The following is a 13,663-nucleotide window of genomic DNA, read 5'->3' as shown; positions in this document are numbered from 1 at the left end:
CATGCATGAATGGCCACTTATTATTTTCACTTTGCTGATCCAGAGTTCCGTCGGCATTACGCTGTTCACCACGCTGATCCTGATTTCCGGCGCGGACAAACTGAGCGCCAGAGAAAAGCATCGTCTTGCGCTGCCCGCCATGCTGACGGCGTTTATTGCCGGTGCGCTCGGGCTTATCGCGTCCACCGCGCATCTCGGGTATCCGCTTAACGCGTTGCATGCGCTGAGCCATTTCAGCAGTTCATGGCTGAGCCGTGAAATCGTGTTCGCCAGTGGATATCTGGCGGCGCTGGGGCTGGCGACGCTGATTGCGCTTCTGACCAAACGGGTGATCGCGCTGTTGATGGTGATTGGCGTCGCGACGGGCGCGGTGGATATCTTCTGCATGAGCGCGATTTACGTTCACGCTTCCGTTGTCACGTGGATGCACTTCAACACCTACGTGATGTTTGGCGGCACCGCGCTGACCCTCGGCGCGGTCAGCGGATTGTGGACACTGGCGGCGCGTCCGTTGCTGGCGTGGGGAACCGTGCGCAGGCTGGCGTTGATGTCGATTGGCGTGCTGATCGCGATCACCGTTTTACGCCTGCTGGTTCAGCCGGTGTACGGTAACTATCTGGCCAGCCTGGGCGGCGCGGATCTGATGACGTTCCCGCATCAGCCTCTGGAAGCGTACGGGCAGATGGCGGTCACGCGTTTTGTGGCCTGGGCGCTGCTGATTGCAGGCGTGTGCGTGACGGCATTATGTCTGCACACGCAGCGGTTCAGCCGCCTGCGGTTGCTGGCGGGCGCGGTGCTAATCCTGATTGCCGAAGTGATGTTGCGCTTTAACTTTTTCAGTATTCAATAATGAAATTGTTTTCGCTCGATGCCCGTCCGCCCCAAGCCGGTGCCGGACGGGCCTGCGTTCGCAATACTCTGCCCGGCAACCCTTGTCAGGCCTGCGCGGATGTCTGCGGCGCGGGCGTCATAAAGGTAAACAACGGTAGGATTGAAATAGAAACCGCAGGTTGTACGGCCTGCGGGGCCTGTCTTTTTGCCTGTCCGGCTGGCGCGATAGAAGGCATTACGCCGCCGGAACGTGCTTACCGCGACGGCTGTCTGACGGTGCCGCTGAGCCTGAGCGCGCCGTCGGTTAACGAACTGCTGATGTGGCACGCGCAATACCAGATACGCGCCGTTGAAATGGAGGCCGGTTCGCACACCGGCTGGCTGATGGCGGTTGCCGCCCTGAATATCTGGCTGAAAAAAACCGGTGAACCGTTGTGGGATCTACAGCCAGCTTCTGAAGAGACTCAGCAGGGATCGCGCCGTCACTGGCTGCGCATCAAAGACGATTCCCACCAGACCAGCCACGTTACACCGGGCGGCAGGGCACGACGCGCCAGCTTCCCGCAGGTCACCGAATATCGCATTGTGCTGGATCGCGAAAAGTGCTCGCTGTGCGGCGCTTGTGCGCGGGTTTGCCCCGAATCAGCGATTTATATCAGCAGCACGTCTTTTACGCTGAATGCGCAAAAATGTACGGGTTGTGGCAACTGCGAAACCCTGTGCTTCGAAAAAGCGATTGGCGTGGAGAAGGATATTGCGGCGGGTTCAGAAATTTTGGAAACAACGGGCGCGGTGTGTATGACGTGCCGCCGCCCGTTTACGTCATGGTCAGCAGATGAAAAACGGTGCCCGGTCTGCCGGAAGCACCGTTTTAATATGCGTGAGGTTTGAGTAAAAGGCGCATCCCTGCGCCGGTGAAAGGGTTTAAACGCCGGCCTTCTCTGGCGCAGGGTCATCCTGTAAATGCTTTTTGAAGTGTTTCTCGATCTGTTCCAGCGTTTTACCCTGGGTTTCCGGGGCGAAAATCACCGCGAATATCCCGCCCGCCACGCCGATGGCGGCAAACGTGAAGAATGACCAGGTCAGCCCGATGCTTTCCAGCATGATCGGGAACATAAACGCGATGGAGAAGTTCGTCATCTGCATGGCAAATACCGAGACGCCGTTCGCCATACCGCGGATGCGCATCGGGAACATTTCCGACAGCAACAGCCAGGTGACCGGCGACAGCGCGCCCTGCTGGAAGCACAGGAAAATCAGCATCCCGCCAAGCACCAGATAACTGCGCACCGCATCAGGATGGCCGTTGACCGTCTCCGGCATCAGCCAGGTCACCAGCCCGATGGCAAGCAGCGTACAGGTGCAACCAATTTGCCCGGTCAGCAAGAGCGGACGCCGCCCGAAACGGCTCAGCAGCATGATCCCGACGAACGTCATGATCACCGAAATCACGCCGTTCGCGATAGTCGCCATCAGCGACGCATTGGTGCTCAGCCCGGTGGCCTGCAACATCGTCGGCGCGTAGAACATAATCGTGTTTACGCCCGAGAGTTGCTGAAGCATCGCGACCCCGATCCCCAGCGCCACCAGCCGCTTCATCCACACGGAAATGGTCTTCTGGCGGCGTGAGTGTTTCTCACTTTTAGAACTCATAGAACTGCGGATTTCGCTCAGTTCTTTCTCGACCTTGCCCGCTTTACGGGTGCGCTCCAGCACGTCGCGCGCCTCGCGGTAGCGGCCGTGCATGGCGTACCAGCGCGGTGTGTCTGGCAGGAATAACATGCCGACCCACAAAATCACCGCCGGAACACACGCCACACCGAGCATCCAGCGCCACGTCGTTTCACCGCCCCAGACTTCGTTAATCGCCGCATTACTGGTGTAAGCAATCAGCTGGCCGGAAACAATCATCAGTTCCTGCAAGGTCACAAACTGCCAGCGACGGTTAGACGGCACAATTTCGGCGATATAAATCGGCACAATCGCCGCTGCGCCGCCGACGGCCAACCCGAGAATGAAGCGGAAGATAATCATCAGCACGACGTTCGGTGCCAGCGCACAACCCAGCGAGCCGAGCATGAAAATCAGCGCCATTACGAGGATGATTTTCTTGCGGCCAAACCGGTCAGCGACACGTCCGGCGCAGATGGCCCCGATGGCGGAACCCAGTATTAGAAAACTGGTGACCATCCCGGTGGTCACTGAGGTCAGGTGGAGGTCGTGCTTCATAAACAGCAGCGCGCCGGCGATCACCCCGGTGTCGTAGCCAAAAAGCAAACCACCGAGGGTGGCGATGAACGCGATTACTTTTACCAGCGGTTCGGTCGGCTGCGGCGCTTTCTTCGCCTCGCTTTCCTGTCCGTCTTTGAGTTTGTCAGTCACAAGTGCTCCCTGTATTTCATTATTGTCGTTATGGAGTGTGATGCAGATCACACAACTATTAAACGTAACGCATGTTGAGGATTTTGGTAGGAAAAAGGAAAAATGAGTGGTTTGTGGCACGCCGGATGCTGAAATTTCGGAAAATACTGACCAGCGCGCAGGAGAAGGGGGGTAACTGGATTACACTTGCTCACAGAGCATAGCCCGGTGGTTTTTTTGTCCATTCGGGTAAAATTGAACCAGTTTTCACTTAAGAGAAGTCTGTTTACGATGGGATAAAGCAGCAGGTTTTGCCTGAAACGGCGCAAACCTATATTCTATCGGCCAATTTACTGAGACAGTTGCAACAATGAGGTCTATATGATTATCAAACCACGCATCCGTGGCTTTATCTGTGTTACTGCCCATCCGGAAGGTTGCAAGGCGAACGTTAAAGAACAAATCGATTACGTGACCGCACAGGGTAAAATCGACGGCGGCCCGAAAAAAGTCCTGGTGATCGGTGCCTCCACCGGTTACGGCCTCGCTGCCCGCATCTCCGCTGCTTTCGGTTCTGACGCTGCCACGCTGGGCATCTTCTTCGAACGTCCGGGCGATGAATCCAAAACCGCCACCGCGGGCTGGTACAACTCTGCCGCATTCGAAGAATTCGCTGAAGCAAAAGGCCTGTATGCCAAAAGCATCAACGGCGACGCGTTCTCTGATGAAGTAAAACAGAAAACCATCGAACTGATTAAACAGGATCTCGGTCAGGTTGATCTGGTGGTTTACAGCCTGGCAGCGCCACGCCGTACCCATCCGAAAACCGGTGAAGTGTTCAACTCCACCCTGAAGCCAATCGGTAAGCAAGTGACTATCCGTGGCATCAACACCGATAAAGAAACCATTAACGAAACCACGCTCGAACCTGCAACGCCGGAAGAAATCGCCGGGACTGTTGCGGTGATGGGTGGCGAAGACTGGCAGATGTGGATTGAAGACCTGAAAGCAGCCGGTGTGCTGGCGGATGGCGCGAAAACCACGGCCTTCACCTACCTGGGTGAAGAAGTAACGCAGGACATCTACTGGAACGGTTCTATCGGCGAAGCGAAAAAGGATCTGGACAAACGTGTTCTGGATATCCGCAGCTCACTGTCAGAACAGCACGGCGACGCACGCGTTTCTGTTCTGAAAGCCGTTGTCACTCAGGCGAGTTCTGCCATTCCTGTGATGCCGCTGTACCTTTCCCTGCTGTTCAAAGTGATGAAAGAGAAGGGCACCCACGAAGGTTGTATCGAGCAGGTTTACGGCTTGTACAAAGAGAGCCTGTACGGTGCTTCTCCGCTGCTGGACAACGAAGGCCGTCTGCGTGCTGACCTGAAAGAGATCGCGCCAGAAGTGCAGGAAGAAGTCGGTAAACTGTGGGACGAAGTCACCAACGATAACATCGCTGAACTGACGGATTTCGCAGGCTACAAAAGTGAATTCATGCGCCTGTTCGGCTTTGGCCTGAACGGCGTTGATTACGCCGCCGACACCAATCCGGACGTGAAAATCAAACATCTGATCCAGATGTAATCTGATTTAACGGGCAACGATTGCTGAAAACCCAGCTCTGCCGAAAGGCGGGACTGGGTTTTTTTGTGGCCGCGGTAATAACACACACCCTGAAATTCAAGCGTCATGATTTTGGTCTCATTGCGGTCCCACAGCTCAAACAAATCCCTCACTCCCCAGCAAATCTCCCGTAAAGACCGACTATCATTGATTTATGCGGGCGTCGTCTGCTGTCCATTGCCTGCACATTTCTTCCCTCATTTCAGAGATGATGAAAGTGAGATCCCCTTATGATTCAGATTGATACTTATGGCACGTTGGTTGCCGCGACACTGGTGCTTATTTTGGGGCGTAAATGCGTGCAGTCCGTTGGCGTGCTGCGTAAATACACCATCCCTGAATCTGTGGTGGGCGGCTTGCTGGTGGCGTTATTGCTGCTGGCAATCAACCAGTTTACCGGCACAGATATAGACTTCGACATGTCTCTGAGAGAACCGCTGATGCTGGCGTTTTTCGCCACCATCGGGTTAAACGCCAATCTGGCCAGCCTTCGTTCCGGTGGGCGGACGCTGATCCTCCTCATCTGCGTCGTCACCGGTTTGCTAGTATTGCAGAATATTATCGGCATTGGCATGGCGAAAATGCTGGGATTAAACCCGCTGATGGGGCTTCTGACCGGGTCAATCACACTGACGGGCGGTCACGGTACGGGCGCGACATGGAGTAAAGTCTTTGTCGAACAATATGGTTTCCGTAATGCCACGGAAGTGGCGATGGCGTGTGCGACATTCGGGCTGGTGCTGGGCGGCCTTCTGGGCGGGCCGATTGCACGTTTTCTGCTGAGCCGGTGCGCCGTTCCCGGCGGCGTCGCGGACGATACCGCGGATCCGATGTTATTTGAAAAACCGGGAGCCGCGCGCGAGATCACGCCGTTAATATTTGTGGAAACCATCGCGTTAATCGCGATTTGTCTGAGCGCGGGAAGGTTTGTATCAGACCTTATGCAAGGCTCCTCGCTTGAGGTGCCCACTTTCGTTTATGTTTTATTTATCGGCGTGATACTCAGCAACACGTTGTCCTGGTTAGGTTTTTATCGTGTTTTTGAACACGCTGTCTCGATTCTCGGGAATGTGAGTTTGTCTCTTTTTCTTGCGATGGCGCTGATGAGCCTGAAACTCTGGGAGATTGCTTCGCTGGCGTTACCGATTATGGCGATCATGTTTGTTCAGACCGTCACCATGGCGCTGTATGCGATTTTTATTACGTACCGCGTGATGGGTAAAAATTATGATGCGGTTGTTTTAGCGTCCGGACACTGCGGCCTCGGGCTGGGCGCGACGCCAACGGCGATTGCCAACATGCAGGCGGTCACGCAACGGTTCGGGCCTTCGCATCTGGCCTTTCTGGTTGTGCCGATGGTGGGCGCGTTCTTTATCGATATCGTCAATGTCATCGTGATTAAGTTATTTTTACTGCTGCCTATATATGCTTAGCGTTAAAAAACAGATGAGCAATGCTTTCGGCACCAAACAAAAAAAGCCACTTAATCAGTGGCTTTTATCGTCATGGATGAGTCCGTTCAGCCGTATTTTTTGGCAAAATTCTCATCTGAATCGCATAAGTAAATAATGAACTCAATGAATGCGATTATTGACGGAATAAACGTCCAGCAGAAAATGAGGTATAAGAAACCCTGCCCGATTTTGCCTAAGTAAAACTTGTGGACGCCAAAGGCACCTAAAAAGAATGCTAATAAAGCTGCCGCAATTCTGCTTTTAGTCCCTTGCGTATTAATGCCTTGAGTGGCTCCGCAGTGAGGGCATGCTTTGGCAGACTCGTGGATCTCCTTTCCGCATCCTCTACAAAAAACCATCGATCCCATTTCCTGTTCCTTTCCCTTATTTGTTGTTATTCGGGCTAATCTTACTCGTTCTTTACATTAAGAAAAAGAGAATGATGGGCGTTGATGGCGCAGAGAGTTCCCTTCAATTGATTGCAAATCGCCATTCTGATAATTAAAAAATGCCGCAAACCTTCCCGGCCTGCGGCATTTTCATTTCATCACTGCTGTCGTAATCCATCAGCCATAAGCCACTTTGTGGTTGATATGGTAGATAACGGATAACGTACTATTTTATAAGGGTAAAAATTTCTTCTGCAAAACTCCTGCAAAATTCTTCTGCAAAACTGTATGCGATTTATACAGACAATTCCTTCCATTCTTTCCCTCGATCGTCATTGTATTTATCGGTCATCATGCTGTTTTTGTGTCCCAGAAGCGTAGTGGCATAGTGAATTTGGCCACCTGAATAGAGGTGATATCATCACCTCATAGTCAAAACAGGTGACATTATGATCGGACGTAACAGACGCAATTTTAGCCCCGAGTTTCGCCTCGAGGCTGCCCAGCTTGTACTCGATCAGCATTACACCGTTGCCGCCGCTGCCACTGCGATGAATGCCGGCAAATCCACGATGGATAAATGGGTTCGACAACTGAAAGAAGAGCGAGCGGGAAAATCACCCATAGCTTCACCCATGACACCTGAGCAGATTGAGATACGTGAGTTGAAGAAAAGACTTCAACGCGTTGAAATGGAAAGGGATATATTAAAAAAGCTACCACGCTCTTGATGTCAGACTCCCTGAACAATTCTCATTAGTTGAGAAGCTCAGGGCGCGGTTTCCTGTTGCCGTTGTGTGCAACGTGTTTGGGGTTCATCGCAGCAGCTATAAATACTGGCGGCAGCCAAAGAAGCCTGATGCCACACGCGTGGCATTACTCAGTCTTGTTCGTGAAAGCTATCGCGAAAGTAATGGTTCCGCAGGTGCACGTAATATTGCCGCGATGGTCACCACCAAAGGCGTTAAACTAAGCCGCTGGCGGGCAACAAAGCTGATGAAAGCGCTCAATATTATCAGCTGTCAGCAACCTGGCCATCGTTATAAGAAGGCGTCTAAGGAACACATCGAGATCCCTAATTATCTGGATCGCCAGTTTGCTGTTACCGAGCCTAATCAGGCCTGGTGCGGTGATGTGACTTATATCTGGACGGGAAAACGCTGGGCTTATCTGGCTGTTGTACTCGATTTGTTTTCCCGTAAACCGGTTGGCTGGGCGATGTCATTTTTCCCTGATTCAGCACTGACAGGTAAAGCCCTGTCGATGGCCTGGGAAGCACGGGGTAAACCGGCTAATTTACTGTATCACTCGGATCAAGGCAGTCACTATACCAGCAGGAATTTCAGACAGTTACTGTGGAGATATCAGATAAAGCAAAGCCTGAGTCGCCGGGGAAATTGCTGGGATAACAGTCCAATGGAACGGTTCTTCAGAAGCCTGAAAACAGGGTGGGTACCGGATAATGGCTACGCGAATTTTAGCGAAGCCAGCACGGCAATAACGAATTACATCACAGGATATTACAGCCAGCTCAGACCTCATCAATATAATGGTGGTTTGACGCCGAATGAATCAGAACGATTGTTCTGGAAAAACTCTAAAGCTGTGGCCAGTTTTTGTTGACCACTAAAGTGCAGTTCGCCGGTACCGCGCAGTGGTCGGTGTTTCATGAACTTCCTGAGGGAACGGAAGGATTTATTCATTTCTCACACCGATCTGTTGATTACTGGCTTGAACAAGGCGGGCCGGTGCGCCCGCTCGATGCCCGCATGTTTGATGCTTCAGATGCTTTTTTCGCGCAGGGTTATCGTTCACGCGCGAGCTGTATCGCAGGACTGCCAACGACCGGCATCGGCATGAGCAACGCCGGGGGAACGGTGCAACTTCAACTCACCGATAACGGCGTCAAAATGGTTGCTGGCAGCCAGGTATTGCAGCTAACTGAAAACGGCATGGTTATGACTGCGGGGGAGCAGGTACTCGAGTTGGGGGCGGGAGGGTTGACCCATAACGGTGTGAAAATAGGCGGTACCCACAAGCACGGTGGTGTACAGTCAGGTGAGAGTAAAAGCGGGACACCTGAGTAATAGCACCGATATTAACAGAAGCCATTACAAACTATGTTGCTAATGTTCGTGATGATTTATAGTAGTTTTTAGATGAGACCCTTCAATAATGGAATGAAAATCTAACTTACAGAGAAAGGTTTATTTATATGTCAAAACCTAAAACCCCGCCGAATCCTGGGGTATCTTCAACCCTCTGGATTGGCCCTGAGTATATCTTAGACATGGCAGCAACATTTAGTGACGTTGCTATTAACCTGGCAGATGGTTGGGTTGATCCACTGGATCCTAAGAAAAATGTCATTTATACAAATGCTGTATTGGCGCTTGAGCTGTATTTTAAAGCTCTGCTTGTTGAAAGGATGACAGATCCGGCATATGTGAAAATCAGTGAAGGCAATGAATTTATAGAGGTAACTGAGGAGGAGTATTTAGACCCTGAGGAAGCTATCGTCGCTATACATCATAGCCGATTGGTAGTTCCTAAAGAACATCAAACTCACGATATCCATGCCTTATATCTTTCGCTAAATGAAGATACAAGAAAAAAAATCGTTGCCGAAATAGCTGAGCTAAACAGGTCAATAGCGAGCGAAGAAGTCCTATTAGAGTTTCTTTCTAAAATTAAAAATTATTTCGTATCTAAACGATATGCATTCGAATTTTATCAGGAGGCTGTACCTGTAGATAGCAATTATCTGTTTAGCTTAATCCCTGTGCTTAAAGGCGTCAGGAAAGCACTTTCGTAACTTGTTTTATCCAAATAAGAAGGGTTTCATCATCTATTCTTATTGTTCAGGCTTAATCCTCGTGAGCCGGAGTAAATAAATGATCCGTAATTTCACAGAAGATATTGTTACCAGTGGCGAACACTTCGCAACCTGAAAGGACGAAACACGACAAGCCTGCATTTGCAGGCTTCGTCTTTTTTTGGGGGAGTATTTTCTCGATGCCACAGCCGGTACAGCGTGGTTTCAAAGTATTCTCGGAAAGTCTTCACGCGACATTGCAGAAGCGAATATTAAGCAAGGTATTCTCGGCACGCGTGGCGTGATGGCGATCAGCAGATTCGAGATGAATACGGACACCAAAAAGCGGCGTTTTACCGTGTTCGCGGAACTCATTGATATTAATAACGATCAATTCGAATTCTTGTATGAAAAGGAGCTGTAATGGCCGAAATCACAAAATACGGGGCGACCGGTAAAACTCTGCAGGAATACAAGGACGAACTGAGCGCGAAATATCTCGATATTGACCGCGCCTGGAATATCGCTCCGGAGACACCGGACGGCCTGGCGTTTGCGGCATGGTCAGAGGCGTTGGCGAGCATCGATGAAGAGGTAATCAACGCCTACCATTCATCTGACCCAAATTCAGCTATCGGACAGCCGCTGGATTTCATCGCCGCGTTCGCCGGTCTGCACCGGCAGCCAGAAAGCTTTTCGACCGATACCGCGGCGTTCGTCGGTGAGGGCTTGATCGAGATACCTGCAGGCACAAAGGTACGTCATCGGATCACCGGCACGCTGTGGGCTACGGACATCATCGTAATGACGAATAGCAGCGGTTATGCCTCGGTGGGTGTCACATGCACGACAGCGGGCGCGGAGAGCGCAAACCCCGGTACGCTGACCATCATTGCGACTCCTGTACCGCGAATTCTTACGGTAACTAATACGGCTGGTGCAAGTTTGGGAAAAGCCGAGGAGAGCGACAACGCTTTCCGCGTCCGTCGGACTGAATCCGTCGCGCTGCCCGGAAACAATCAGGTCGACAACATGAAGGCCGCGCTGGGCAACGTCACAGGGGTTAAACAGGTGCTGGTGCATGAAAATCCCGACTCGGAAACGGATGAGCACGGCGCTTACCGCCATAGCATGGAGGTGTTTATCGATGGTGGGGAAACGGATGATATTGTGCTGGCTATGGCCACGCATAAGAATCCAGGGTTCGGTTTAAATCGCTTCAACAACTATCCGAACAAAACCAGCATCGATACTTTTACGCCGAAAGGCCAGCCGGTCAACATCACGTTTTACAGGCCCGAGTATCTGACAATTTATGTACAGATCAACATCAGCACCAGCACGCTCGGCGAGGATGAAAAAGACAAAATCAGGGAAGACATTGTGAATTACACGCTGCTATGCCTACGGGGAACCGCTGACCTTCTCGGACTGGAAAGAATATTAATAACAGCCGCTTAGATGCGGTTTTTTTGTGCCAAAAATGCGAAAGCCCCGAACTGTAACCAGCAGTCGGGGCTTTTTTGTATCTACAAAACCGTGAGTGAATAACGGAGAAGTCTGTACAAAGAAATAGTATCACTAAATCTTTCTTGCGTAATAGGTGGAAAAATGAGCGAAAAAGGTGCAAATATCGCAGGAGTTAATCAGCTTTGGTGGCATCGATAGGGTTTGCTGTGGCGGTGATTGCTTATGCTTTACGCTGAAAGCCCCGACCTGCACCGGGGCTTTTCTCACTAAGCGAAATCTGATTCAGATCATGAACGATGCGACGACCGACGAGTTTGATGATATTCCGTGTATGTGATCATATTGCTCGCTTCAGCTGCAGGATGTATTCTTTAACCATTCTAATCAAAAGGATATTGAGAATGGATACTACAGAAACGTTGGGCGGGACATACTTTTATCACGGTCATGCCAACGTAACTAAAGAAGAGTTGTTTTGGCTAATCTTCATCGAATCTTTCGCAGACCACACCGGAATGGCAGTTGAAACTGCTGCAACCATTATTGCAGGTCAGCCAATTTTACCAAAGCGTCAGGTTCTGGGTGCGAAAGGCAACAAAACCAGCATAGCGTCAAAGATGGCAAGACGTATTTTTAATAATGCAAGATTCCCTAAAGGAATGCGTATTGAATCAATGGTACTGGGCGAGGTTCGCCATACGAATAAAATCGGGGCTGTTGTAGGCCGTGCAGTTCCCTATCTTGGTTACGCTCAGGGAGTAGTACTGGTTGGCCTTGTGGCAAGGGATACCCGCAATAAATATAACCTTATCGCGTACCCTCAAGACCGTGTAGCGTGGACGTACTTCTGATGGCAATTGATGAAAATGAGATTCTTCAATACATCACTGAACATTACAGCGACCGGAAGAAACCAGTCAGCAAAGACTGGACTTTTAGAGAACATTTTTATTTTGTACCGGAAGAACTGGAAGAAATGCTTTTAGATTTATTCACACGGTATAACATCAAATATGACAACTTTAACATTGATGATTATTTTCAACCTGAATTACCGTGGTGGTGGTTCCGGCTTCGACGGCAGTACAAAGAAAAGGTGTACAAACCTCTTACTGTTGAGATGATTATTGAGTCTGCCAAAGCCGGAAGATGGCTTTACGATTAAGGGGCGCTATGCCCCTTTTTCACATCATGCCGTTTGGCGGTCATTCCATGAATCGGCAAAGATGATATTGCCGTCGTTATGTTTCCACGTAATTTTCTCGTACCGCAGTTCTACTGTCTCCAGATGGTTATCCTGCGGGTTATCACTGGCAGCCATTGCTGGCGAAATTGAAACGATTCGCACCTTTTCCAAAAGCATGTTGAAGTATTCCACTTCCTGACCGGCATCGTTAATGCGATACCATTTTATCTCGGCAGATTCGAGATTCTGGCCAGTTGCCACAGCTTTATAGATGTATGGGCTGGAGCAGTCGAAATCCTTCACGATCAGCAGGGGTGAATGCATGCGCGTGCCGGTAACCTTGCCCGTCGCGTTGTCTGTTGGGATCATCAGATTATGGTGGAAACCTTTTACCTCGATGCTGTATTCCCTGTCTTTGACATCAACGCCGCCTTTAATGAGTGCGCCGCCGTCATCTTTAAGCCACATGTAAGCTGGAATTGGCATTCCTTTAAATCTCCTTATTAAAAGTGCGGCTAATGTTAAAGCGTTGAAGGCAACATTTGAAAGATAAATTTGAGTTAAGTCAGATATTGAAGAGGAAAGAGAATTTCTGAAGGGGATAACCAGCTTGAATAATTTGGTTATTTAATGCCCGTAAGTCTTCTGCAAAACGATTTTTAAGTTACTTAAAATCAGGAGGTTACGGGCGGTTGGTTTTTCATCTGAATTTTGTTTTTTGTGGATAAAAACATTTATATATCAACTGGTTGAGTTATTTTCGAGCCCCTGCGTGGTTGATATGGTAGAAGGTCGCCGTTGCGGCCATAACGTGCTGATCTTCCTTGCCCGGTTTGTGCGATTCCACATTGGTGATGTGGTAGCCGACAGCACCGGCGTCTAACGCTTTTTTAACAAACGCGCTGTTGAGTTCTTCCATGGACGTAGCCCAGGAAACCGTGGTCACGCCGACGGCTTGCAGGGAGGCTATTTCACGATGCGATAATCCGGCGCGCACCAAAACAGGCTTAACAGCTTTTGGATAGAATATGGATAAAACATCATTTACTAAGCCTTTCATGGATTTACTCCTCACTAAAACAGTCTCTATACCCGGATGATTCGGGTATTCAGAATGTGCCGTAATAATCAGAGGTGATTGCGCACTTGAGATATTTATCCGGCACATTGCCAATAAACACCTTTTGATGTTGCGACCTTTAGCTTTAATTGCTAATTCATTGTTAAGCAAACTTCCGCCACAATTAACGCAATATTCAAAGAGGATATTTACAGTGGGTTACAGGTTCGGTGTTTTTGACATGAACAAATATCCTCCGGCATAGCCGGAGGTTTTTCATATGCGCCTATAAGGCTCTGTTACCAGCCGCGCCCTAACAGGCGCATCGCGATCTGACATTTGCATCTATGGATTACTTACTGCCCGTAAACGGGCTGCCCGGATATGGGATCGAGAGCTGCTCACCCATTTTATCCTCTTCCAGTTGGTGCTTTATGTATTCCTGTATCCTGGCCGTATTTTTCCCAACCGTATCAACGT

15 protein-coding genes and 1 pseudogene are annotated in these 13,663 nt (G+C 50.2%); 10 read left to right on the top strand and 6 right to left on the bottom strand.

The window, feature by feature from the left end:
* The first annotated feature begins 1 nt into the window (after position 1).
* Both KWG64_RS18775 and KWG64_RS18770 read left to right on the top strand, forming a co-directional pair.
* Positions 2–850, top strand: coding sequence for a DmsC/YnfH family molybdoenzyme membrane anchor subunit (locus tag KWG64_RS18775; RefSeq protein WP_218522775.1), 849 nt, complete (start codon positions 2–4; stop codon positions 848–850).
* Positions 850–1,722, top strand: coding sequence for a 4Fe-4S binding protein (locus KWG64_RS18770; protein ID WP_218522774.1), 873 nt, complete (start codon positions 850–852; stop codon positions 1,720–1,722). The genes KWG64_RS18775 and KWG64_RS18770 overlap by 1 nt, the downstream gene beginning before the upstream one ends.
* A gap of 33 nt (positions 1,723–1,755) precedes the next feature.
* Here KWG64_RS18770 and KWG64_RS18765 read toward each other — a convergent pair whose 3' ends face one another.
* Positions 1,756–3,228 (bottom strand): sugar porter family MFS transporter, encoded by a 1,473-nt coding sequence (locus tag KWG64_RS18765; RefSeq protein ID WP_195824391.1) that lies wholly within the window; start codon positions 3,226–3,228, stop codon positions 1,756–1,758.
* 345 nt (positions 3,229–3,573) lie between these two features.
* On the opposite strand from KWG64_RS18765, the gene fabV reads away from it, so the two are divergent.
* Both fabV and gltS read left to right on the top strand, forming a co-directional pair.
* Complete coding sequence (gene fabV, locus KWG64_RS18760; protein ID WP_152326696.1) at positions 3,574–4,770, top strand: enoyl-ACP reductase FabV; 1,197 nt, start codon at positions 3,574–3,576, stop codon at positions 4,768–4,770.
* 269 nt (positions 4,771–5,039) lie between these two features.
* Entirely contained in the window at positions 5,040–6,242 is a 1,203-nt protein-coding gene (gene gltS, locus KWG64_RS18755; RefSeq protein ID WP_218522773.1) for a sodium/glutamate symporter, read from the top strand.
* An 86-nt stretch (positions 6,243–6,328) separates the two neighbouring features.
* On the opposite strand, the gene KWG64_RS18750 is transcribed toward gltS, so the two are convergent.
* Entirely contained in the window at positions 6,329–6,631 is a 303-nt protein-coding gene (locus KWG64_RS18750) for a TM2 domain-containing protein (protein WP_195813105.1), read from the bottom strand.
* Positions 6,632–7,101: 470 nt separating this feature from the next.
* Here KWG64_RS18750 and KWG64_RS18745 point away from each other — a divergent pair.
* The 3 genes from KWG64_RS18745 (at position 7,102) to KWG64_RS18735 (ending at position 9,467) form a co-directional block, all read left to right on the top strand.
* Positions 7,102–8,275, top strand: a protein-coding gene (locus KWG64_RS18745) for an IS3 family transposase (protein ID WP_218522772.1) whose coding sequence is annotated in 2 segments (ribosomal slippage) — positions 7,102–7,370 and positions 7,369–8,275 — 1,176 coding nt in all. Because the reading frame shifts where the segments join, the coding sequence is not laid out codon by codon here.
* Positions 8,272–8,739, top strand: a complete 468-nt coding sequence (locus KWG64_RS18740) for a Gp138 family membrane-puncturing spike protein (RefSeq protein WP_255562230.1) — start codon at positions 8,272–8,274, stop codon at positions 8,737–8,739. The genes KWG64_RS18745 and KWG64_RS18740 overlap by 4 nt, the downstream gene beginning before the upstream one ends.
* A gap of 128 nt (positions 8,740–8,867) precedes the next feature.
* Positions 8,868–9,467 (top strand): hypothetical protein, encoded by a 600-nt coding sequence (locus tag KWG64_RS18735; RefSeq protein ID WP_195824289.1) that lies wholly within the window; start codon positions 8,868–8,870, stop codon positions 9,465–9,467.
* A 247-nt stretch (positions 9,468–9,714) separates the two neighbouring features.
* Here KWG64_RS18735 and KWG64_RS18730 read toward each other — a convergent pair whose 3' ends face one another.
* The gene (locus KWG64_RS18730; protein WP_195824288.1) at positions 9,715–9,861 is read right to left on the bottom strand and encodes a hypothetical protein; all 147 of its coding nucleotides are present in this window, start codon (positions 9,859–9,861) and stop codon (positions 9,715–9,717) included.
* Between the two features lie 29 nt (positions 9,862–9,890).
* On the opposite strand from KWG64_RS18730, the gene KWG64_RS18725 reads away from it, so the two are divergent.
* The 3 genes from KWG64_RS18725 (at position 9,891) to KWG64_RS18715 (ending at position 12,102) form a co-directional block, all read left to right on the top strand.
* Positions 9,891–10,928, top strand: a complete 1,038-nt coding sequence (locus KWG64_RS18725) for a baseplate J/gp47 family protein (protein WP_218522771.1) — start codon at positions 9,891–9,893, stop codon at positions 10,926–10,928.
* Positions 10,929–11,338: 410 nt separating this feature from the next.
* Complete coding sequence (locus KWG64_RS18720; protein WP_218522770.1) at positions 11,339–11,788, top strand: STM2901 family protein; 450 nt, start codon at positions 11,339–11,341, stop codon at positions 11,786–11,788.
* The gene (locus KWG64_RS18715) at positions 11,788–12,102 is read left to right on the top strand and encodes a DUF1493 family protein (protein WP_195824286.1); all 315 of its coding nucleotides are present in this window, start codon (positions 11,788–11,790) and stop codon (positions 12,100–12,102) included. Before KWG64_RS18720 ends, KWG64_RS18715 begins: the two co-directional genes overlap by 1 nt.
* Positions 12,103–12,126: 24 nt before the next feature.
* Here the strand turns inward: KWG64_RS18715 and KWG64_RS18710 are convergent, their stop codons facing one another.
* The 3 genes and pseudogenes from KWG64_RS18710 to KWG64_RS18700 form a co-directional block, all read right to left on the bottom strand.
* Positions 12,127–12,609: an Hcp family type VI secretion system effector gene (locus KWG64_RS18710; protein WP_195824285.1), complete on the bottom strand. Its 483-nt coding sequence runs from the start codon at positions 12,607–12,609 to the stop codon at positions 12,127–12,129.
* Positions 12,610–12,877: 268 nt separating this feature from the next.
* On the bottom strand, positions 12,878–13,183 hold the full coding sequence (locus tag KWG64_RS18705) for a DUF1471 domain-containing protein (RefSeq protein ID WP_195824284.1): 306 nt from the start codon (positions 13,181–13,183) through the stop codon (positions 12,878–12,880).
* Between the two features lie 352 nt (positions 13,184–13,535).
* A pseudogene (locus KWG64_RS18700) lies at positions 13,536–13,663 on the bottom strand (IS200/IS605 family transposase); the annotation flags it as partial.

The organism is Rahnella sp. PD12R (genome assembly GCF_019200965.1).
GTDB lineage: Bacteria > Pseudomonadota > Gammaproteobacteria > Enterobacterales > Enterobacteriaceae > Rahnella > Rahnella laticis.
Note: the sequence above shows the minus strand (reverse complement) of the source record. Positions and strands in the feature narration are given on the sequence as shown.

Bases quoted from the DNA above. Each gene is read 5' to 3' on its own strand.
- KWG64_RS18775 (WP_218522775.1), top strand. From the start codon at position 2: ATGCATGAATGGCCACTTATTATTTTCACTTTGCTGATCCAGAGTTCC.
- KWG64_RS18770 (WP_218522774.1), top strand. From the start codon at position 850: ATGAAATTGTTTTCGCTCGATGCCCGTCCGCCCCAAGCCGGTGCCGGA.
- fabV (WP_152326696.1), top strand. From the start codon at position 3,574: ATGATTATCAAACCACGCATCCGTGGCTTTATCTGTGTTACTGCCCAT.
- gltS (WP_218522773.1), top strand. From the start codon at position 5,040: ATGATTCAGATTGATACTTATGGCACGTTGGTTGCCGCGACACTGGTG.
- KWG64_RS18750 (WP_195813105.1), bottom strand. From the start codon at position 6,631: ATGGGATCGATGGTTTTTTGTAGAGGATGCGGAAAGGAGATCCACGAG.
- KWG64_RS18735 (WP_195824289.1), top strand. From the start codon at position 8,868: ATGTCAAAACCTAAAACCCCGCCGAATCCTGGGGTATCTTCAACCCTC.
- KWG64_RS18725 (WP_218522771.1), top strand. From the start codon at position 9,891: ATGGCCGAAATCACAAAATACGGGGCGACCGGTAAAACTCTGCAGGAA.
- KWG64_RS18720 (WP_218522770.1), top strand. From the start codon at position 11,339: ATGGATACTACAGAAACGTTGGGCGGGACATACTTTTATCACGGTCAT.
- KWG64_RS18715 (WP_195824286.1), top strand. From the start codon at position 11,788: ATGGCAATTGATGAAAATGAGATTCTTCAATACATCACTGAACATTAC.
- KWG64_RS18710 (WP_195824285.1), bottom strand. From the start codon at position 12,609: ATGCCAATTCCAGCTTACATGTGGCTTAAAGATGACGGCGGCGCACTC.
- KWG64_RS18705 (WP_195824284.1), bottom strand. From the start codon at position 13,183: ATGAAAGGCTTAGTAAATGATGTTTTATCCATATTCTATCCAAAAGCT.